The sequence below is a fragment of the Paenibacillus sp. FSL E2-0177 genome (assembly GCF_037992975.1).
Lineage (GTDB): Bacteria > Bacillota > Bacilli > Paenibacillales > Paenibacillaceae > Paenibacillus_AQ > Paenibacillus_AQ odorifer.
Genome location: NZ_CP150307.1, coordinates 2,060,123 through 2,081,058, shown reverse-complemented (window position 1 = coordinate 2,081,058; position 20,936 = coordinate 2,060,123). Strand labels below are relative to the sequence as shown.

16 protein-coding genes are annotated in these 20,936 nt (G+C 45.1%); 7 read left to right on the top strand and 9 right to left on the bottom strand.

The window, feature by feature from the left end; genetic code table 11:
- Nucleotides 1-107 precede the first annotated feature (107 nt).
- Together MHI25_RS09020 and MHI25_RS09015 are read left to right on the top strand one after the other, a co-directional pair.
- On the top strand, nt 108-653 hold the full coding sequence (locus MHI25_RS09020; protein ID WP_076277536.1) for a hypothetical protein: 546 nt from the start codon (nt 108-110) through the stop codon (nt 651-653).
- Nucleotides 654-752: 99 nt separating this feature from the next.
- Nucleotides 753-1,193, top strand: a complete 441-nt coding sequence (locus MHI25_RS09015; RefSeq protein ID WP_076124776.1) for a hypothetical protein — start codon at nt 753-755, stop codon at nt 1,191-1,193.
- Nucleotides 1,194-1,340: 147 nt separating this feature from the next.
- On the opposite strand, the gene sufB is transcribed toward MHI25_RS09015, so the two are convergent.
- The 7 genes from sufB to MHI25_RS08980 all read right to left on the bottom strand — a co-directional run bounded on the left by sufB (nt 1,341) and on the right by MHI25_RS08980 (nt 7,797).
- Nucleotides 1,341-2,738, bottom strand: coding sequence for a Fe-S cluster assembly protein SufB (gene sufB / locus MHI25_RS09010; RefSeq protein WP_036684335.1), 1,398 nt, complete (start codon nt 2,736-2,738; stop codon nt 1,341-1,343).
- Nucleotides 2,739-2,762: 24 nt separating this feature from the next.
- A complete protein-coding gene (gene sufU, locus MHI25_RS09005; RefSeq protein WP_036684339.1) occupies nt 2,763-3,194 on the bottom strand; it encodes a Fe-S cluster assembly sulfur transfer protein SufU in 432 nt (143 codons plus the stop codon).
- On the bottom strand, nt 3,181-4,407 hold the full coding sequence (locus tag MHI25_RS09000) for a cysteine desulfurase (RefSeq protein WP_340395267.1): 1,227 nt from the start codon (nt 4,405-4,407) through the stop codon (nt 3,181-3,183). The genes sufU and MHI25_RS09000 overlap by 14 nt, the downstream gene beginning before the upstream one ends.
- Nucleotides 4,404-5,705, bottom strand: coding sequence for a Fe-S cluster assembly protein SufD (gene sufD / locus MHI25_RS08995; protein WP_036684344.1), 1,302 nt, complete (start codon nt 5,703-5,705; stop codon nt 4,404-4,406). Before sufD ends, MHI25_RS09000 begins: the two co-directional genes overlap by 4 nt.
- A gap of 26 nt (nt 5,706-5,731) precedes the next feature.
- Entirely contained in the window at nt 5,732-6,514 is a 783-nt protein-coding gene (gene sufC, locus MHI25_RS08990; RefSeq protein WP_036684347.1) for a Fe-S cluster assembly ATPase SufC, read from the bottom strand.
- 279 nt (nt 6,515-6,793) lie between these two features.
- Nucleotides 6,794-7,255: a DNA starvation/stationary phase protection protein gene (locus tag MHI25_RS08985; protein ID WP_076135846.1), complete on the bottom strand. Its 462-nt coding sequence runs from the start codon at nt 7,253-7,255 to the stop codon at nt 6,794-6,796.
- A gap of 239 nt (nt 7,256-7,494) precedes the next feature.
- On the bottom strand, nt 7,495-7,797 hold the full coding sequence (locus MHI25_RS08980) for a DUF1805 domain-containing protein (RefSeq protein ID WP_036684352.1): 303 nt from the start codon (nt 7,795-7,797) through the stop codon (nt 7,495-7,497).
- Nucleotides 7,798-8,011: 214 nt separating this feature from the next.
- Between MHI25_RS08980 and MHI25_RS08975 the strand changes: the two genes are divergently transcribed.
- Nucleotides 8,012-8,539 (top strand): hypothetical protein, encoded by a 528-nt coding sequence (locus tag MHI25_RS08975; protein WP_036684355.1) that lies wholly within the window; start codon nt 8,012-8,014, stop codon nt 8,537-8,539.
- Nucleotides 8,540-8,615: 76 nt separating this feature from the next.
- Here MHI25_RS08975 and MHI25_RS08970 read toward each other — a convergent pair whose 3' ends face one another.
- Nucleotides 8,616-8,999, bottom strand: coding sequence for a DUF423 domain-containing protein (locus MHI25_RS08970; RefSeq protein WP_036684358.1), 384 nt, complete (start codon nt 8,997-8,999; stop codon nt 8,616-8,618).
- Between the two features lie 170 nt (nt 9,000-9,169).
- On the opposite strand from MHI25_RS08970, the gene MHI25_RS08965 reads away from it, so the two are divergent.
- Nucleotides 9,170-9,631, top strand: coding sequence for a hypothetical protein (locus MHI25_RS08965; protein ID WP_076301339.1), 462 nt, complete (start codon nt 9,170-9,172; stop codon nt 9,629-9,631).
- 1,268 nt (nt 9,632-10,899) lie between these two features.
- On the opposite strand, the gene MHI25_RS08960 is transcribed toward MHI25_RS08965, so the two are convergent.
- The gene (locus MHI25_RS08960) at nt 10,900-11,388 is read right to left on the bottom strand and encodes a hypothetical protein (RefSeq protein WP_036684361.1); all 489 of its coding nucleotides are present in this window, start codon (nt 11,386-11,388) and stop codon (nt 10,900-10,902) included.
- Between the two features lie 200 nt (nt 11,389-11,588).
- On the opposite strand from MHI25_RS08960, the gene MHI25_RS08955 reads away from it, so the two are divergent.
- From MHI25_RS08955 to MHI25_RS08945, 3 genes are all read left to right on the top strand, one after another.
- A complete protein-coding gene (locus MHI25_RS08955) occupies nt 11,589-12,233 on the top strand; it encodes a methyltransferase domain-containing protein (RefSeq protein WP_076195236.1) in 645 nt (214 codons plus the stop codon).
- Between the two features lie 118 nt (nt 12,234-12,351).
- Complete coding sequence (locus MHI25_RS08950; protein ID WP_143763849.1) at nt 12,352-19,089, top strand: DUF11 domain-containing protein; 6,738 nt, start codon at nt 12,352-12,354, stop codon at nt 19,087-19,089.
- Nucleotides 19,086-20,771, top strand: a complete 1,686-nt coding sequence (locus MHI25_RS08945; protein WP_076303879.1) for a DUF11 domain-containing protein — start codon at nt 19,086-19,088, stop codon at nt 20,769-20,771. The genes MHI25_RS08950 and MHI25_RS08945 overlap by 4 nt, the downstream gene beginning before the upstream one ends.
- The last annotated feature ends 165 nt before the right edge of the window (nt 20,772-20,936 follow it).

The window sequence follows — 20,936 nt, the reverse complement described above, 5'->3', positions numbered from 1 at the left end:
TCACTTTTTCGCCGTCTTAAATTTGCTTCAGATGTAAAACTTTTACCACAATTTACCGTAATATAGTAATACAACACTTTTTACTTATATTATGGAGGGGAACTATATTGAAAAAGCAGCTTGTTTTATCTTGTATTATCGCCATTATCCTTCTTTCAGGGTGTAGCAATACAAATAACAATAACCCTACGGACGCAAACACAGCGATCAACGAATCTAAAAACTTGTTTAATTTCGGGGAAATCTCCTCAAAAACTGATACAGCACCCTCACCTGAAAAAATGCTAAGAGAAATAAGCAATTTTGTTATTGCTGACATTTGGAATGTTGGGTTTGTAGATGTTATCTCATACACTAGAAGTGGTACAAGCAGTACAGGAGCGAGCATGGACATTGACTTTACGATCGAACAGCTTGGCAAAGCCATGGAAGAGAAAAAAGAATACGATACATATATGAACGAGTTAGATATTAAGTATGATTCTATAAAAAAAATATGGGCCAAGCTTTCCCCAGAAATTGATCTTTTATATAAACAGATCCAGGAGACACCTCCAAAAGCAAACGATAACAGCTTAAAACTTGATGCAGGTAAATTTAATCAATATTCAGAGGCTTTTAGTAAAGAAGTGAATGATCTGGCAAAACAGTAGCCTTTACTATATATATAAAAAAACCGCCAATGATTTGGCGCCATTCTATTCTTTCTCTCATAAAATGTAAAATCAACAATGAGAGGTTAGGTGAATTGGATGAGTATACAGTTTCTTGATATGCGGATCTCACAGGACAGTACTATGGATTCACAAAGTCTTAATTTAGTTCGTTCAAGTGCAATTTTCGGTGACATTGGACTTCAGACAGTAAATGTTACCCCTGCCAATGCAGGTTTAGTGAGAGTCACATTGAATGCTTTTGCCAGACTTAGTGTTGATGTCAGCATTATAGTTCAGAATGATGTTACTTTTAGTATTTACCGCAATAATATATTAATTTTTAGTACAACCTACCCCGGAAACATTAATAATACAACGACCCAATATGAAATGGTTGGAATAACCGCTGTCGACTATCCGCCTTCGACCGATGTGCTTACCGGCCAGATCCAATACACCATTGTAGCATCAGCAATTAGAACGGCATCTCTGGGAGCCAGATCCTTCAGTGGAATTGCCGTTGCCGGAAATGGATAATTAAAAATATTAAAGGTGTGTCCCCGGAGCATTCGGGGATTTTTTCAATTGTGCCAATAAAAAAGCATCCGCAGAAAAATATCTACGGATGCTTTGAAGAAATATATAAGCGTTAGGAGGACGGGCCTCCATTCATAAGCGCTCTTATTAACCGATTGAACCTTCCATTTCGAACTTGATCAGACGGTTCATTTCGACCGCATATTCCATCGGCAGTTCTTTTGTGAACGGCTCGATGAAGCCCATGATGATCATTTGAGTCGCTTCTGCTTCTGTGAGGCCACGGCTCATCAGGTAGAACAGTTGCTCCTCAGAAACTTTAGACACGGTTGCTTCATGCTCAAGAACGATGTTATCGTTCATGATTTCATTGTAAGGAATAGTATCCGAAGTGGACTCATTATCCAAAATCAGCGTATCACATTTAATGTTCGATTTCGCACCTTCTGCTTGACGGCCGAAGGAAGCTAGACCACGGTAAGTTACTTTACCGCCATGTTTACTGATGGATTTAGATACAATGGTGGATGTTGTATCTGGAGCCAAATGGATCATCTTGGCACCCGCATCCTGATGCTGGTCTTTACCTGCTACCGCGATGGATAGTACTGAACCTTTAGCACCACGGCCTTTAAGAACAACCGCAGGATATTTCATGGTCAGCTTGGAACCGATGTTACCATCGACCCATTCCATGGTAGCATTCTCTTCTGCAACCGCACGTTTCGTAACGAGGTTGTAGATGTTTGGAGCCCAGTTCTGGATTGTGGTATAACGAACGCGGGCGTTCTTCATACACAAGATTTCAACAACCGCACTGTGCAGAGAGTTCGTGCTATAGATTGGAGCAGTACATCCTTCTACGTAGTGCACGAAGCTGTCTTCATCAGCAAGGATCAAAGTACGTTCGAATTGTCCCATGTTCTCGGAGTTAATACGGAAGTAAGCCTGCAAAGGAACTTCACATTTCACACCTTTAGGAACATAGATGAAGCTGCCGCCTGACCAAACTGCACTGTTAAGTGCGGCAAATTTATTATCGGTTGGAGGGATGATCGTCCCGAAATATTTTTTCAGAAGCTCTGGGTGCTCACGCAATGCAGTGTCGGTATCTGTAAAAATAACCCCTTGATCTTCAAGGCTCTTCTGCATGCTGTGATAGACTACCTCAGATTCATATTGTGCCGATACGCCGGCGAGGAACTTCTGTTCCGCTTCCGGAATCCCCAGCTTATCAAAGGTTTCTTTAATTTCGGAAGGAACTTCTTCCCAAGTCTTCCCTTGCTTCTCTGAAGGTCTTACATAGTATTGAATATCCTCGAAGTCCAAATCATCCATATTGCCGCCCCATGTTGGCATTGGCATTTTACGGAACTGCTCCAAAGATTTCAAGCGGAAGTCAAGCATCCACTGTGGTTCATTTTTGATTGCTGAAATTTCTTTAACAATTTCGGCCGTCAAACCTTTACCAGACTGGAATATCGATTTATGCTCATCACGGAACCCGTACTGGTATTCTTCCATATCAGGCGCTTTCTTAGCCATGGTGTCAGCCTCCTTGTTCTACTGTTATTTATGTTGCTCTTCTTCGTCAATTCCTTTACGAAGTGCGTTCCAAGCCAGTGTTGCGCATTTGATCCGCGCAGGGAATTTATTCACACCCGAAAGGGCTTCAATGTCTTCGTAATCTCCAAAATCCACGTCTTCACCCTTCATCAGTAAGGAGAAGTTATCAGCCAGTTCAAGCGCACGTTCAACCGTTTGTCCTTTGATCGCCTCAGTCATCATCGAAGCCGATGACATACTGATCGAACAGCCTTCACCATTATAACGGGCATCCTTTACGATTCCATCCTCTACCTTAAGCTGAAGAGTAATCCGGTCACCACAGGTTGGGTTATTCAGTTCAATTTTTAGAGCATCATCTTCAAATGAACCGCGATTTCGAGGACTTTTATAATGATCCATAATTACGCGTCTGTATAAGTCATCCAAGTTCATAGCTGAAGTACTCCTTTGTCTTGATTAAAGCGTCCACCAGTCGATCTACATCCTGCTCGTTATTATAAAGATAAAAGCTTGCACGTGCTGTAGAGCTGGCTTCCAGCCAGCGCATCAGCGGCTGACAGCAGTGATGCCCGGCGCGGATGGCAATGCCTTCCGCATCTAGCACTGTAGCGACATCATGCGGGTGAACGTCACCCAGATTAAAGGTGACAACGCCGACTTCACGATTTCGAGGGCCATAAATGGTCAGACCCTCGATCTCTGACAGACGTTGCTCTGCATACGCTGCAAGAGCTTTCTCATGGCGGTGTATCTCATCCAAACCGATTTCTTGTAAGAAATCAATGGCTGCACCTAGACCAACAGCACCAGCTATGATCGGCGTACCGCCTTCAAACTTCCAAGGCAGTTCTTTCCATGTGGATTCATAAAGACCCACATCATCGATCATCTCGCCACCGAATTCGACGGGCTCCATGGCTTCGAGAAGTGCTCTCTTGCCATACAAAGCGCCAATTCCGGTGGGTGCGAGCATTTTATGACCAGATAGTGCATAGAAATCACAATCCAGATCCTGCACATCGACCTTCATATGTGGTGTGCTTTGTGCACCATCTACGACAATTACTGCACCATGACGATGAGCAATAGCCGCAAGCTCTTTAATAGGATGAGTTACTCCCATAACGTTGGATACATAAGCGATAGCAACGATCTTGGTTTTATCCGTAATCGTCTGCTCGGCAGCTTCCAACGTAACCGTTCCATCAGGTTGCAACGGTATATATTTTAATGTAGCACCTGTCTTCTTAGCGAGCTGCTGCCATGGAATCAGATTACTATGATGCTCCATTAAGGTGATGACGATTTCGTCGCCTTCACCCACAGCAGAGGGTCCATAAGAAGAGGCCACAAGATTTAATGCTGTAGTTGTTCCGCGTGTAAAGATAATTTCTTTAGTGCTGCGGGCGTTAATAAACTTAGCTAGCTTCTCCCGGGCTCCCTCGTAGGCATCGGTTGCTCGGCTGCCTAAAGTATGGACGCCACGGTGTACGTTGGCGTTATCCCACTCATAATACGACTTGACCGCCTCAATTACTTTCCGAGGCTTCTGTGAAGTAGCAGCACTGTCCAGATAGACCAGTGGATGTCCGTTCACATTTTGGTTCAGTATGGGAAATTGCTCCCGGATGGCGTTGCTAATCATTGCACTAACTTCCTTTCCACAAGAGATTGGAGCTGATTGCGCAGTCCCTCCAGTGGAATTTGTGACACAACAGGAGCCAAGAAGCCGTAGATGATCAGAGTCTCTGCATCATGCCGTGTAATTCCGCGGGACATTAGGTAAAAGACTTGCTCGTGATTGACCTGTCCTACGGAAGCGGCATGGCCGGCTGTAACATCATCTTCATCAATAAGCAGGATCGGATTGGCGTCACCACGGGCTTTTGGACTCAGCATCAATACCTTTTCCGTTTGCTGGCCGTCCGCTCTAGTAGCACCTTTCTCAATCTTGGTGATTCCGTTGATGATAGAAGTAGCAGAATCACGCATAACTGCACGAGTGATCATGTCACTTGGTGTGCTTTTGCCAAAATGCTGAGCTTGAGTGGTGTAATTCAGTTTCTGTGATCCCGTACCTACTGCAATTACTTTAGCATCGGAGCTAGAACCGTTGCCTTTAAGCACAGACTTGGTATCACTCGCAGTATCTCCGTAGTTCATCTCACCAACGATCCATTCGATGACTCCGTCATTCTCAACAACAGCCCGGCGATAAGTTACATCTGTAGTATCTACACCAAGCTGATGCACTGTAGCATAACGAACTTTAGCGCCAGCGCCCACGAATACCTCTACCGCACCATTGTGTAGTCCAGCTTCTTCTTTATCCGATACGTAGTTGTCTACATAGGTTACGGAACTGTTAGTATCAGCTACGACCAGAATGTGTGGAACAAAAGTAGCTTCCGCATCATCCGTTAACAGCACTGCTTGAAGCGGAGTTTCAATAACAACATTCTTAGGAACATAGAGGAATACTCCACCATTCCACAATGCAGCATGAAGCGCTGCGATAGAATGTTCGTCTGGCTGAATGGCTTTATGCAAGTAACGTTGAACCAAATCTCCGTGTTCTTTAACAGCTGTCTGTAGATCAGTAAAAATAACACCCTGTTCTGCAAGCTCAGGAGCGATACGTGTATATACTGCACCAGAGTTGCGTTGAATAATCAGGCTGCCTTCCTCCTGATCCTTAATCAAGGAAGAAATAGATGCAGGTGCATCACTTAGCGAAGCAAAAGGTTCACTTGCTTTATAGCTACCATAATTATTGACATTCCAACGATCAATCCGTGTCTTCTCTAATTTAGGCAGTGTCAGAGTAGCTGCCAATTCTAGTGCCTTCAAGCGGCTTTCTTTCAGCCAACCCGGTTCGCCGCTGCTGTGCGATAATTCGCTCAAGCGTTCGGCATCCACCGGAAGAATGGTCTGTGTCGTCATAGTGGTCTCCTCCTTCCTGGCGTTTCTTACGCTTCTTGCCCTACAGTTTCATCTTCAATTCCGAGTTCTTCTTTAATCCATTCATAACCCTCTGCTTCCAGACGCTGTGCAAGCTCTGGACCACCGGATTTCACGATTCTACCTTGCATCATAACGTGAACGTAATCAGGTTTGATGTAGTTCAAAAGACGTTGATAGTGGGTAATAACTAAGAAGCCGCGTTCTTCGCTACGCATGGAGTTTACGCCTTCAGCTACAATTTTCAAAGCATCAATATCAAGACCGGAGTCAATTTCGTCCAAGATCACGATTTTTGGATCCAGCATCATCATTTGTAGAATTTCATTACGTTTCTTCTCACCACCGGAGAAGCCTTCGTTCAAGTAACGGTGTAAAAACTCAGGGTTCATATCTAGTTCTTTCATCTTTGCTTCCATTTGGCGAATAAAACGAATCAACGAGATTTCGCTTCCCTCTTCACGACGGGAATTAATGGCAGAACGCAAGAAGTCGGAGTTAGTTACTCCAGAGATTTCGCTTGGATATTGCATTGCAAGGAAAAGACCTGCACGTGCGCGTTCATCAACAGCCATCTCCAGAAGATCTTCACCATCAAGAGTTGCAGTTCCATCAGTTACTTCGTATTTAGGATGACCCATTAGCGCCGAAGCCAAAGTACTTTTACCTGTACCGTTTGGTCCCATGATGGCGTGAATTTCGCCACCTTTCATTTGAAGGTTAATCCCCTTCAAAATTTCTTTTCCCTCAATCGTCGCTTTAAGACCCTCAATGACAAATTCTGCTGCCATAATATTATTCCCTCCATTGATCGATTTGCGAAATCAAAAGTTGTATTGAAACAGGATAATCCTGATTCCCAGCACAATTAGATTTTCTATCACATTATAATTATTATAAATTGAATCACAATGATTATCAATGATTCTCACTAATTTTATATCAAACCTTGTTTTTTTACAAATTTCTCTTTAGCTAATCACTTGTGACTCAGAGAAGATTTTCATTAAACATAAGACTACGCAAAAATAAGACTTCCCGCAGGAAGCCTTATTCAAACTGCTTAATGATTAGCTAAGAAACGAACGTAGCATCCATTGGTGTTTCTCCAGATCACTACGGATTTTAATGAACATATCTGAGGTTGGCTGATCCTTGGTTTCTTCGGCAAGCTCGATGCCTTCTGTCAGCTCTTCAGAGATGGTGGCGAAGTCTTCAATCAGAGACTGAACCATTCCCCGTGTATCTTCCTTACCTGTAGCTTCTTGAATTGTAGCTAATTCCAAATATTCTTTCAATGTTGCTGCCGGACTGCCTTTGATGGTTAGCAAGCGTTCTGCTACTTCATCCATTTGAAGGGTTACTTCATTATATAATTCCTCAAATTTCACATGAAGGGAGAAAAATTGTTCTCCTTTGACATACCAATGAAAGTTATGAATTTTTACGTACAGGACATTTAAGTTAGCAACCTGACGATTCATGATCTGTTCCAGTGAAGTTGTATTTACTTTATTCGATGCTTTAGCCATGAGATGATCCCTACCTTATCCATTATATTTACCGGTTACTATTTCCTTCGTCCGGTAGTAACTTGTCTATTCTTAATTTACCCTTTTACCTGTAATACGAAACAAGGAGAAGCCTTCCATAACACCTTTATTTGTTCTAGCATTAGCAAAGACACACCCGATTATGCTTAAATGTGAATACTTGCACACAAACAAAAAGGGCCTAAGCCCCGTTTGTTTGGAATTGTTAAATTTTCCGGTCAGACCATAAGAAGTAACGCTTCCGCACCCGTCATACCTGGTACGATGCCAAGACTCTCTGCTTCTATCGTTACAGACTCCAACGGGGCAGCTAAAAGCTGGGCAAGCGTCCGTACACCCACCGCACGAGCTGCGATGATATGCCGATCACTAAGTGTTTCATTGAGGAGACCGACATCCAGTGCACCGCACATAATATAACCTCGGTTCGTGCTGATGGAGAGCAGTGTAGTTTTGGGAAGCTTAACCTCTACCCCGATCAGCGTATGTTCACCTACTGTAATAGGCTCCATAGTAACCAATAGCAGCACCTCCTTTTTTTCACTATCCACGTTGTATATGTATGCTAATTTTCCTGTGGGTGTGCTGACGGTAGTCCTATGCCTAGTATAAAATGCAGTATAATAGTCCCTATTCCAGTAGTCCTGGGTATATGAATATTGCATGTTTAATGTTATAGTTAATTACATTCCTGTAACCATTCAGAGATGTTCTAAACGAAAAGCTGGGGGATTTATGGACGAGAAACTACAACGCACAGACGGCAATTATTTATTTAACGTCGACATCCTGATTAATGCCCGTACCAACCCGCTTGCACTGCAATTTCTGCTCGAAATGTTGAACAATAATGACCATATCACAGATTTCAACATTAATTCCGGTCTTGAATTAGGGAGAACCATTGACAGCTTGCTACGCTCCGCTAAACTAGCTTTGAATCAAAACTCTGCTCCTCCCATTTCATTAAAGCTGCCTCCAAAATCTACGAAGAAGCAGCTGGATACACCGATAAAAAAACAGGCAGAAACGCCTGCACAGCAAACGGCCATTGAGACGCCAGCTGATGCATACGGGAAGATTCGTCAGTATATTCAGAATAATCAATTGGTACGTTTACGAGCGAACCGGTACGGGAAACAAGTGTCCATGCCCTGTCGTATTTTAAACTTTGATGAAGCAGCCAACTCTATAAGTGTCTACCATGTGGATGAGAAGCAGGTGTACAGCTTTAATCTAAATGAAATCGACGAGTTTCTGTAAGCGCATGCGTTACAAGCAAATAAGCACCCTCCCTCTTTGGGGAACAGGTGCTTATTGGTCTTTCTTTTTTTAACAACTAAGACGACGTTTTACGTGAAAATCCCTCTATCGCAAGGCATAACCAGCCAATTATAAAGCATACCCCACCGATAGGTGTAATCGCTCCTAGCACCTTAATTCCGGAGATACTCAGAACATACAAACTGCCAGAGAACAAAATGGTACCTGCAATTAACAATCGGCCCGCCCAACGTAATCGGGCACTTTCGCCCCATTGGCCCACAGCCAGTGCGATGAGAATTACCCCCAGCGCATGTACCAAGTGATACTGCACACCAGTCTCATATACCTTCATATAGTCTTCACTGATCACTGGTTTTAGTAGATGGGCACCGAAAGCACCAATTCCTACTGCCAGCATTGCTAGCACAGCCCCCCAGGCCATAAATTTCCGTTGCAAATGATTACACCCCCTTAATTTTAGACTCATTCTATCATAACGTAATGCCAGTTCCTATTTCCAGCAGTCATTTTTTATTTTGCCTCATTCAGGGGTTGCTTTTTTAGCATCAATATGAAAAAGTGGATATTAACAACATTTTCATTCTAATCTCTCAAGGAGTGCAAACCATGGACTTAAATTCTCTGTCAAAATCAGACGTACCTGCGGCAGAGGTGGGAAATCCCAACCCTCATCCGGTTTACCCAAGCGCTGATTTATCATCTACGCATCAAAAAGTAGAACATGATCTTCAACATTCTGGACCTGGTATTGCTTCGTTCATTATCTGTCTCGTGTCGATCATCGGCTATGCAGCCATCTTTATCTCTATTATAATGAAGTCTTCTTCATTGGTTAATGAGAATTCCGAACTATTAAGCCAGTCCTCGCAATTCATAATGCTTCTAGGATTAACGGTTATTATTCTGGCTGCTCTTAATGTAATCGGTGTAGTCATCGGCATCATTGGGCTTTCCATTCGGAAACGCCGCAAGGTGTTTGGCATTATTGGCACGATAGTCAATGGTGTTATTATCTTACTCTTTATGCTGCTTATTACAACCTTCCTAGTCAATGCTGGAACGCTTTAAGCTTCTTTTAAACATGCTAACTTCATTAAAAAGGGTATCCCAACAACTTTGAGCGGGTTGTGAGGATACCTTTATTTATGTATGAATCTAAAATCTGCATTGGGGAGTCCTCATCTTCATCCGCGGCTCACGGACTCAGATGACGTTATTTACGGATTTTCGCCCTTTGGAGCATAGTTTCGGACCCCAGTGACGCTATTGCATCGAAAAAGGATCATATTGAGCGATTTTTATGGCAATAGCTGCTATGGGGTCCGATAGCGAATCAAATGTGAATAAAAGCTGCGTTTAAGAGCTGCTGGGTCCGATAATACTGATTCCGATGATGATAATTCCGATAATGCTGGATCCTATCCCTCATCCGCGGCTTGCGGACTCAGATGACGTTATTTACGTTTTTTTCGCCTTTGGAGCACAGTTTCGGACCCCAGTGACGCTATTGCATCGAAAAAGGATCCTATTGGGCGGTTTTTATGGCCATAGCTGCTATGGGGTCCGATAGCGAATCAAAAGTGGGGAAAAGCTGCGTTTAAGGGCTGCTGGGTCCGATAATGCTGAGTTTTCCCCGTCATCCGCGGCTCACGGACTCAGATGACGTTATTTACGTTTTTTTCGCCTTTGGAGCACAGTTTCGGACCCCAGTGACGCTATTGCATTAAAAAAGGATCATATTGGGCGGTTTTTATGGCAATAGCTGCTATGGGGTCCGATAGCGAATTAAATGTAGGGAAAAGCTGCGTTTAAGGGCTGCTGGGTCCGATAATGCTGAGTCCAATAGTGGGGTTACTAGATCCGTTAGTGGGGCTGCTAGATCCATAGTGGGGCTACTAGTTCCGTTAGTGTGCTGCTAGATCCAATAGTGGGGCTACTAGATCCATAGTGGTGCTGCTAGATCCATAGTGGGGCTACTAGTTCCGTTAGTGTGCTGCTAGATCCATAGTGGGGCTACTAGATCCATAGTGGGGCTGCTAGATCCAATAGTGGGGCTGCTAGATCCATAGTGGTGCTGCTAGTTCCGTTAGTGGGGCTGCTAGATCCATAGTGGTGCTACTAGTTCCGTTAGTGGGGTTGCTATATCCATAGTGGTGCTACTAGTTCCGTTAGTGGGGCTGCTAGATCCATAATGATGCAGCTAGGTATGCGGACTGTGATCGATCAAACAAAGTTTAGTGTTTTGAGCAAGAACTATGCTTAAAAAATACGAGGGTGTCCCAGCAACCACTATATGATTGCTGAGACACCCTCTATTTACAAATCAATACATTCAATTATTTTGCTAGAGCCAGCTTTGTTAGCACACGTTGCTTGACGGACGGATCGCCCTCCACTGCTTTTTCCACGTATTCAATAACTACGGAATCATCTGAATTCAAAGTATCAAGTATACTCTCCATTCCAGCTGAAATCTCAAAAGCGGTTGGGCCTTCTTTTGTCGCAATCTCAACGGAATGACTATCTATTTGTCCGATATAAACGGCCGTCATTTTTATTGTTTTACCTTCTGCTTTTGGAGTAGAACTAGGTTTAGCTGTGCTCGGATTTTCGGTTGGTGTGGCTGTACTTGGGTTCTCAGTGGGTACGGGAGTGCTTGGAGCTTCAGTAGGCTCAGCAGTGCTTGCGCTCTCGGTTGGTGTTGGAGAAGGTGTTGCAGTCGGTTCTCCTGAAGTCTGTGCCGAATTATTCCCACCGCAAGCGGTTAAGGCAAATGTTAAGGCAGCAATCGCTGCTATGGCGGGTAATGAACGTTGTTTTTTCATGTTGAGTGCCTCCTCTATGTGGCGATTATTTTCAAAGTCATCTTCATAAGTATACTCTTATAACGTTAACCACTCTATGAAAGTTTCATATGAAGTAATTTTAGATAACTTCCAGCCTCTATTAGGCATCCGTCGGATGCAGGCTACAGCGGTATTAATACAATAGTGTGAGCCTGATTTATCCCAAAGGAGTGAGCCCCTTGAAAATCGATATCGGCTGTGGATCTAATAAGGAAGCAGGTTATCTCGGGATCGATCGGATCGCGGGTCCTGTTGTAGATATTGTCTGCGATATTTGCCAAGAGATTCCTCTCCCTGACAATAGTGCTGAGTTTGTTATGGCTAGCCGTGTACTGCCTTATGTGGACAATTTATTCACAGCCATGGCGGAAATTCACAGAATTAGCATCCATAAAGCAGTTGTTTGCATTCTAGCACCCTATGCCCACAGCTTTGCCCATATGTCCAATCCTTCCTTTAAGCAGAAGTTTGACGAATATACCCCCCGGCATTTTACAGGATCCTTCTTCCAACCCCCATCCGGTCCAGTATGCCCAGCTATTCCAGACTACCCTGTACCCGCACCACCCTTCGATTATCGGTTGCTGCGGATGGAGTTATTCTATCAACACCCTTATGAAGATCCGCTTTACGAAACTGAAGAACTAGAAATACTAAAGACCCTTCAAGCAAATGTAGTGCATGAAATCATGTACCATTTTGTCGTAGTCAAGCACAATATCACTGATCAGGAGCTGGAGCTGATGAGCAGAAGTCATTATCCTGAACCTCATGTTCTTGTCGAACGAAGACTTAAATCACAAAACAGACATTTTTTTCTATAATTTTAAGATGGGACATACACTAATACCCATTTTGTATCATAGGCTAACATACAGGTATTAACTGTGCCGTCCTAACTATAGGACGGTTCACTTTTGGCCAAAATCAACCTCGAAGGAGGTGAGAATCATTCCACTAGTCGTACGGGCAACGATCAATGCGACCGGTGCTATCACATTTACCGGCAACACGCTTGGACTTAGCCGCTCCGATACGATCGGAGTGCCAGGGACACTAGACAGCATCGGTGGCTTTACTACTGTTAATACTTCATCGACATTTGGTTCCTATCCTAGCGGAACTACTAGTCTTTATACAAGCAACAGTTCAGCAGCCATACTGGTCCTACCATCTGGCAGCACAGTGCTGTATGCAGAACTGATATGGGGCGGTACCTATATTAACGGAACCGTTAACCTCAGTTCGGCCATTAACAATCCTGTCTCCCTAATAACTCCTGCTGGCACTACATTCAGCGTTACTCCCGATTCAGCAACGAGCAACGTAGTCGATTTGGGAGGTGGTGCATCAGCATATGTTCGTTCCGCCAACGTGACCAGCATTATCCAACAAGGCGGCGCCGGCACCTACACCACTGGCGGTGTAGTGGGTACGATTGTTATCCCTAGTGATTCCACGGCCAACCATGCTGGCTGGACATTAGGCGTAATCTACCAAAATACAGCCTTACCTTTTCGCAATATGTCCCTACGGGCAGGTGCAATACTTGTACAGGCAACCTCAGCCCCAGTTTCAACTACGATCACAGGCTTCGCAACACCAATTACAGGTGCGCTTGGCGGCAGAGCGTTATTCAGCGCACAGGAGGGGGATGCCAACCGTTCGGGGGATCAAGCGTTGTTTGGTCCAACCTCGGCTACACTTGTTGCTTTATCGGGACCTAATAACTTTGCCAACAACTTTTTTGCGTCACAGATTAACAATGATGCAGGTAATCTAAACACAACAGGTACCTTTGGAAACCGCAATCAAATAAACGGAAACCCAGGGACCAACATTATCGGCGGCCGTCAAGGCTGGGATATTACCAATGTTGACGTCTCCGCACGGCTAATAAACAATCAATCTTCAGCCGTATTACAATTAACCACCTCAGGCGATGCTTATGTACTCAACGGTAATGCCATACAGGTTGATATCAATGCTCCTAAAATAAACCTCACTAAAAGCGCTAATGTAGCCGGCCCCATAGTCGGTGATACGGTAACTTATACGGTGACTGTCAGTAATACAGGAACAGCGGGAGCAGCAAGTGTCGTTTTATCAGATGCGCTGCCGGCAGGATCCACTTTTGTAACTGGAAGCGTAGTCGTTGCTGGCGTCGTAAGGCCTACTTTTGATATTACAGCAGGAATCCCATTAGGCTCATTAGCTTTAAGCAGTTCAATAACGGTTACATATCAAGCCAAAGTCACTTCATTGCCGCCAAGTCCACAAAATATCGCAAATACTGCCAACGCTGCCTTTACGTTTCAAAGTGTAGCCGGAGGCCCTATCATGACGGGGGTCATTCCATCTAATACAGTAACCTTACCTGTATATTCACCCGTCCTTAACATTGTGAAATCAGCCAATACCACCAATGCTACGGTTGGAGATCAAATCACCTATACTCTTCAAATCACGAACACAGGAAATATCGGCGCGGTAACAACACTTACGGATAACATTCCTTCAGGCAGCTCTTACGTCGCAGGCAGCTTCACCGTCAATGGAAATCCTATCGCTGGTAACCCTGCCACGGGGATTGCTATCGGTACGGTTGCTGCCGGTGGCAGTTCTACTGTTCAATTTCGGGTCATTGTAAATAGTCTTCCCTCTCCGCCACAACTGGTCGATCAAGCAAGCGCCGCTTATACGTTTCAGGTTCCAGATGGGCGAACTATTGCTGGATCAGCCTCATCCAATACACTATCTATTCCAGTTAGAACACCCAATGTTACCGTAGTCAAAAGCGCAGGATTTGCTGACGTTGTTGTCGGTGATACACTACTCTACACTTCCGTAATCAGTAACAACGGCATAGCGGCAATTACCAACGTCTCACTCTCAGATACCATACCTGCGGGGACATCGCTGGTCCCCGGAAGTGTTACCGTCGCCGGTGTATCACAACCCTCAGCTAATCCTGGAACAGGGATTGCTGTCGGTACCATCGCTCCAGGAAGCTCCGTCGCCGTCACTTTTCAAGTCAACGTTATCTCATTACCAAGTCCTGCTCAGCTATTGAATAAATCTAGTGCCTCTTTTAGCTCGGGTGCTTTTACTGGCATTTCAGTCTCAAACACGACTACAACTCCCGTGTATCAGCCTGTAATCCAAATTGCAAAAAGCTCGAACGTTTCCAGTGCAACTGTAGGCGGCAATATTCTTTATACGTTAAATGTTCAGAATTCAGGGAATATCGGGGCGGCTGTAACCCTGAGCGACAATATTCCTTCAGGAAGCGCCTTTGTCTCGGGAAGTGTAACTGTTAACGGTGTTGCTAGACCTGCTGACTCTCCAATTACAGGAATTAACTTAGGCACTTTAGCTTCAGGGGCAGCTGTTCCTGTGACCTTTCTTGTCTCGGTACAATCTCTGCCTGCTCCACCTGTTCTGAATAATCAAGGCAATAGCAATTACACCTACCAACTGCCAAGTGGAAGATCATTCTCCGGGACCAGTCTATCCAATACCCTAACCATTCCGGTCTCCGCTCCAAACATTACACTAACCAAAACTGCAAATCTAACTAATGTAGCGGTTGGAGAAAATCTTACTTATTCAGTCATAGTGTCCAACCCAAGCAGCGTCACTGTCACTAACGTTGTTGTCTCTGACCCTATTCCTACGGGGGGAGCTTTTGTAGCAGGCAGTGTGACTGTCAACGGTTCGACGGTTGCAGCGGCTAACCCAAGTACAGGTATAGCAATCGGAAGTATCGCCGCGGGCAGCTCTGTCACGGTGTCTTTTAGAGTGAATGTTGCTTCCTTGCCAAGTCCAGCACAGTTTACAAACAGAGCCAGCGCCTCCTTCACCTCTGGGGCGTTCACCGGTTCTTCGCTCTCAAACACGATAGTAACACCTGTATTTCAGCCCATCCTTAGTATGGTCAAAAGCGCCAATGCAGCACAGGCATCTGTAGGGGGATCTCTCTCATACTCCATCCTGATCAGCAACACCGGGAATATTGCAGCTACTCTATTAGTAACTGATATCCTGCCACCCCAAGCCGTGTTTGACACGAATAGTGTCATTATTGGAGGAACACCTTTGCCCGGATATAATCCGGCAACTGGCATTCCAGTTGGACCGCTCGCTCCTGGTGATAGTGTCACCGTAAGTTTTCTGGTCACAATCACAGCCCTGCCTCCATCACAAGTATTACTGAACTCTGCTTCAGCGACATATAGCTTTACCCTTCCAGACGGGCGTCAGCTCGGAGGAAATGTAGTATCCAATACGCTCTCTGTCCCAGTGTCCGCCCCTAACGTCAGTGTTGTAAAAAGCGTAAACGCTGCTACTGCTGTTACTGGTGATATCCTTACCTTTACCTCTGTATTGACCAATAACAGTATTGCAACAGTAAGCAATATCATTCTCAGCGATCCTCTGCCTGAGAATGTCGCTTTTATTCCCGGAACCGTAATTGTAAGTGGCACTACCCTGCCGCTAGCAGTTCCGTCCGCCGGCATTCCAATCGGTAGTTTGAGCCCTGGCGCCACAGCTACCGTAACATTCGAGGTGAGGATAACGATGCCGATACCATCACAGATTAACAATCAGTCGTCTGTCAGTTTTACATCCGGTGTATTCTCCGGTTCTTCTTCATCTAATATCACAACTACACCAGTTATTCAGCCCCAAATCTCCTTAGTAAAAAGTGCCGCTGATGGAGACGGCGATTTCGATGCTTTAGTTGTCGGTGATTCTGTCATCTACACAGTGATTGTTAGCAACACAGGTAATCTGGCTGCAAATCTTACGCTAACTGATAACATTCCAGCAGGTACAGTTTTTGTTCCTAATAGTGTCATTGTAGGTGGTATGCCTCAACCCGGATCAGCCCCTGATACAGGGATAGCTGTAGGAAATGTCGCTCCTGGTGCCAGTATTGCAGTCAGCTTCACCGTTGATATCATCTCCCTGCCAACACCTCAGCAGATTAGTAATCAGGCTTCTGCAAGCTTTACCTTTACTCCGCCTGACGGTAGACCGTTATCTGGGACTGCTGTGTCTAACACTGTAACTTTACAAGTCTCTGCTCCTAACATTGTCGTTACCAAGAGCACTACTTCAACATCAGTTGCTGTTGGTGAAACGGTCACATACAACGTCAATATAACTAATAATGGTATAGAATCTGTTACTAGCGTCTTACTCAATGATCCTACACCGGTAGGGAGTACTTTTGTAACAGGCAGCGTGTCTGTCAACGGAGTTCCATTCCCGAACTTGAATCCTGCTTCGGGGATATCTATCGGCACTCTAGCAGCTGGTGCATCAGCGCTGGTTACCTACAGTGTTACTGTTACCTCCGTCCCTCCTACAGCTTCACTCATCAATCAGGCATCCGTTACCTTCACTTCAGGCGTTATTTCAAGCTCCACTTTTTCTAATACCGTTACAGTCCCTGTGTTCCAGCCGAACATTGCCGTAGTCAAGAGTGCTAGTACAGCCAATGCCACGGTTGGCGATTCCGTTAGCTACACACTGACAGTGAGTAACACAGGAAACTATGCTGCTAATTTAACATTGACGGATAATATTCCCGCAGGTACGGCTTTTGTTCCGAATAGCGTGCTCATCAATGGACTCCCTTTAGCGCAAGCGGATCCTTCCACCGGAATTGCAGCTGGAATAATACAGCCTGGAGGAACGACCGTAGTCATTTTCACGGTTGACATCACTTCATTGCCTAGTCCTCAGCAACTGGTCAATCAAGGAACCGCAGCATACAGCTTCACCTTACCCGACGGACGTACACTTAATGGGACTGCACTCTCTAACACCGTCACTATTCCGGTCTCCTCACCTAATATTGCTGTAATTAAAACTACAACCACAACATCAACTACAGTCGGTGACACAATCACTTATTCCATAGCTTTAACTAATAACGGGATTGCCACTGTAAATAATGTGGTCTTCACAGACGCCCTTCCTGCCGGCACCACCTTTGTGACAGGCAGCGTGCTTGTGGACGGTGTGCCTCGCACAGGAGTTAGCCCAGCTACTGGAGTGACCCTAGGCAGCATAGCACCCGGTGTAACCGTAACTGTTGCTTTTACCGTAAATGTAGTTTCACTACCGCCTACTGGATTGTTAAATAATCAGTCAACAGTCAGCTTCACCTCAGGTGTTGTCTCAAATGTAGCCTTCTCAAATATCGTCACGACGCCTGTCTATCTGCCTATCCTTGCAGCAGCAAAAAGCTCCAATTCAGTCAATGCTACCGTTGGGGATACGATTACTTATACTATAAATGTGACCAACACAGGTAACTACGGAGCTTTAGCAACCCTGAGTGACACCATTCCAGCGGGTACAACGTTTATTCCAAACAGTGTACTCATTCAAGGCGCTCCTGCTCCAGGAGCAGACCCAGCTGCCGGGATCCCACTGGGGGTAATCTCCGCGAATGGAAGCCTGTCTGTAATGTTCTCAGTGCTTATCACAACATTGCCGGCAAGCCAACAGCTGCTCAATCAAGCTTCCGTCGCGTTTGCATACACACTTCCAGATGGACGGACATTTAACAATTCGATCAATTCCAATACAACAACAATCTCAGTATCCTCACCGAACGTTATCGTCACTAAATCTTCGACAGCTACCGATGCCGTTGTTGGCGATACCATCACTTATAACTTCACTGTTACCAACAGCGGAATAGCAAATATCAGTAACGTTAACCTCAGTGATCCAATACCTGCAGGCTCTAGCTTTGTCGCTGGCAGTGTGACCGTAGATGGCACTCCACGCCCTAGCGCCAATCCAGCCAACGGGATCTCGCTCGGTACACTTGCACCGGGAGCATCTTTTCAAGTCTCGTTCAACACGATTGTCAATGTGCTGCCTAATCCTACAACGCTTAGTAATCAAGCTTCCGTCAGTTTCACCTCCGGCGCATTCTCAGGATCTTCATTCTCAAATACACTTGTTATTCCGGTATATCAACCTATCATTGTAGTTGTCAAAGGGGCGGACAGAACCGCCGCAACTGTCGGAGATACGATTACTTACTCCTTAAATGTGACGAATACTGGTAACCTCATAGCAAATGTAGTTATTACCGATACCATTCCGAACGGAGCTGTCTTTGTTCCAAACAGCGTGCTCGTGAATGGGGTACCACAACCAGGATCAGATCCGGCTACTGGCTTAAGTATTGGGTCGGTAGCTCCGGGAAGTACAGTAACAGTAACCATTACGTTGCAGGTTACTATTGCTTCCCTCCCTTCGCCACAACAGTTAGTCAATCAAGCTACAGCAAATTTCACATTCACACCACCAGATGGACGTTTACTCACGGGATCCTCTGTCTCAAACGTCCTAATTATCCCTGTATCTTCACCAGACGTAAGTGTGGTTAAGAGCACTACTTCTATTGATGCGGTTGTGGGCGATATCATCACCTATACGATTGTTGTCACCAACTTAGGGATTTCACCAGTTAATAATGTCATCATGGTTGACCCTATTCCAGCTGGCAGCCAGTTCGTAACGGGAAGCATTACCGTAGATGGAGCCCCACGTCCTAGTGGCAGTCCGGCTTCGGGAATCGCAATTGGTACAATTGCTGCAGGTGCTTCTTCAACCATTACCTTCCAGGTTCAGGTAGTAGCGTTATGATTCCCGGCTCACGTACCCAACCTGTCGTAACCAATCAGTCCATGGTACTCTTCAACTCGGCAGCGGGTGTTGACGGAATTGTCTATTCCAATACCGTTAACACCCCGGTCGTGGGCCCCGTGCTTTCATTGCTGAAGAGTACAGATAAACTCCACGCCTCTTTAGGCGACACTTTGGTGTATACCATTACAGCCAGTAATAATGGAAATACAGATGCTTTTTTGACGGTGTTTGACATTCTTCCAGAAGGTGTATCCTTTATTTCCAACAGTGTGCTCAGAGACGGTGTGCCTCTTCCGGGGGCTACACCGTCTTCAGGCATCCCCCTTGGTTCTATTGCACCGCAGAATCAAGTGAGCATCGCCTTTCAAGTCGTCATCATTTCCCTGCCGTCTTCCCTAGTGCTGCAAAATAAAGCGCTAGGCCGTTTTTCTTTTTCCACACCGGAGGGAAGAATCGTTAAAGGAGATCTATTTTCAAATTCCGTACAGGTTTCTTTACGCTCCTACCAGCTCTCGACCTCCTTGTCTGCAAGTACTCCGACTTCTTTTATAGGGGATGTAGTCACTTACACCTTGCGGCTTACAAATGAAGGAAACAGCCTCTTAACTCAAATCAGTGCAACAATTTCTATTCCAGACGGGGCGGTGTTTATACCGGGGAGTGTCATCGCAGGTGGGATTTATTACCCAGAATCAGACCCGGCACAGGGGATATTACTCGGTTCCCTGGACACAGACCTAAGCGTTGATATTACTTTTCGTGTCCGAGTAACAGAGTTTTCTCCCTCGTTGGCCTTAACCAACAGCGCGGTTGTCACCTATTCAGTCGATGAGCATACAATTACGACCGAAAGTAACACTGCGGTTGTCTCACTTGTCCAAGCGGGGGTCACCATTAGTAAAAAAGTGGATCATGTTACAGCAGCTCCGGGCGATAATTTGAGATATGAGCTTACGGTAACGAACAACGGGAATCTGGCTGTAAATGCAGTCCTAACAGATGCCATACCTTCAGGTACTCTTTTCGTATGGGATAGTGTTCTCTTAAATGGAGTGTTGCAAAAAGGTGCACGACCAGCGGAAGGCATCCAGTTAGGTACTTTAAGAGGCGGTACTACAGCAGTTGTAGTTTTTCAAGTGAGTATACCTGCAGCCATTAACATTCATGAAATCGCAGCCGTACAAAACCATGGTAGTGTTCAGTATACCTTTGTGCTTCCAGACGGACGGACCGTACGGCAAACCTCTCGTTCCAATACAGTTACCACCCTAGTAGTCACACCTGTCATTTCACTCGTAGTCCATGCAAAACCAACTATCGTAGAAGCAGGAGAGCGAGTCCAATGCTGGATCTCACTAACCAATAGCGGAAATTGGCCAGCGGAAATATCTCTGAATCGTCTAACCCCGGAAAAATGTTTTCTTGATCCCAACAGCATTGTGATTGATGGAGTTCCGAACCCACAATCTTCATTTACCGGCACCTTGCCGCTGGGGATAGTTAATGCTGCATCTATGGTTAACATTCATTATTTTGTCCAGGTGAGTGAACAGGTAATGGGTCGTTTCCTTAAGGGATCCGTAAATGCTCAATTCTCTTTCAATATGGATGGACGTAACTACTCTGGCGAAAGCCAATCTAACAGCTATGTGCTGACCGTAGATGAGATCAGTGAATAAGAAATCACATATCCCTCATCCCCATGAATATACTTTAGTTACAACCCCAAAACATCCCCACAAAGTGAGGCTTTGCTTTCTATGCGTACTCAGGTACTTTGCGGGGGATCCAACTATATACTTTGTAAAAAATTCCCTCAATCAACATTCATATTCCATGGGAGG

What these genes read in the sequence shown, in the direction of transcription:
- MHI25_RS08985 (WP_076135846.1), bottom strand. Translation starts at nt 7,255, where the DNA reads ATGGCTAAAGCATCGAATAAAGTAAATACAACTTCACTGGAACAGATC.
- MHI25_RS08960 (WP_036684361.1), bottom strand. Translation starts at nt 11,388, where the DNA reads ATGAAAAAACAACGTTCATTACCCGCCATAGCAGCGATTGCTGCCTTA.
- sufD (WP_036684344.1), bottom strand. Translation starts at nt 5,705, where the DNA reads ATGACGACACAGACCATTCTTCCGGTGGATGCCGAACGCTTGAGCGAA.
- MHI25_RS08965 (WP_076301339.1), top strand. Translation starts at nt 9,170, where the DNA reads ATGGACTTAAATTCTCTGTCAAAATCAGACGTACCTGCGGCAGAGGTG.
- sufC (WP_036684347.1), bottom strand. Translation starts at nt 6,514, where the DNA reads ATGGCAGCAGAATTTGTCATTGAGGGTCTTAAAGCGACGATTGAGGGA.
- MHI25_RS09015 (WP_076124776.1), top strand. Translation starts at nt 753, where the DNA reads ATGAGTATACAGTTTCTTGATATGCGGATCTCACAGGACAGTACTATG.
- MHI25_RS09000 (WP_340395267.1), bottom strand. Translation starts at nt 4,407, where the DNA reads ATGATTAGCAACGCCATCCGGGAGCAATTTCCCATACTGAACCAAAAT.
- MHI25_RS08975 (WP_036684355.1), top strand. Translation starts at nt 8,012, where the DNA reads ATGGACGAGAAACTACAACGCACAGACGGCAATTATTTATTTAACGTC.
- sufU (WP_036684339.1), bottom strand. Translation starts at nt 3,194, where the DNA reads ATGAACTTGGATGACTTATACAGACGCGTAATTATGGATCATTATAAA.
- sufB (WP_036684335.1), bottom strand. Translation starts at nt 2,738, where the DNA reads ATGGCTAAGAAAGCGCCTGATATGGAAGAATACCAGTACGGGTTCCGT.
- MHI25_RS08945 (WP_076303879.1), top strand. Translation starts at nt 19,086, where the DNA reads ATGATTCCCGGCTCACGTACCCAACCTGTCGTAACCAATCAGTCCATG.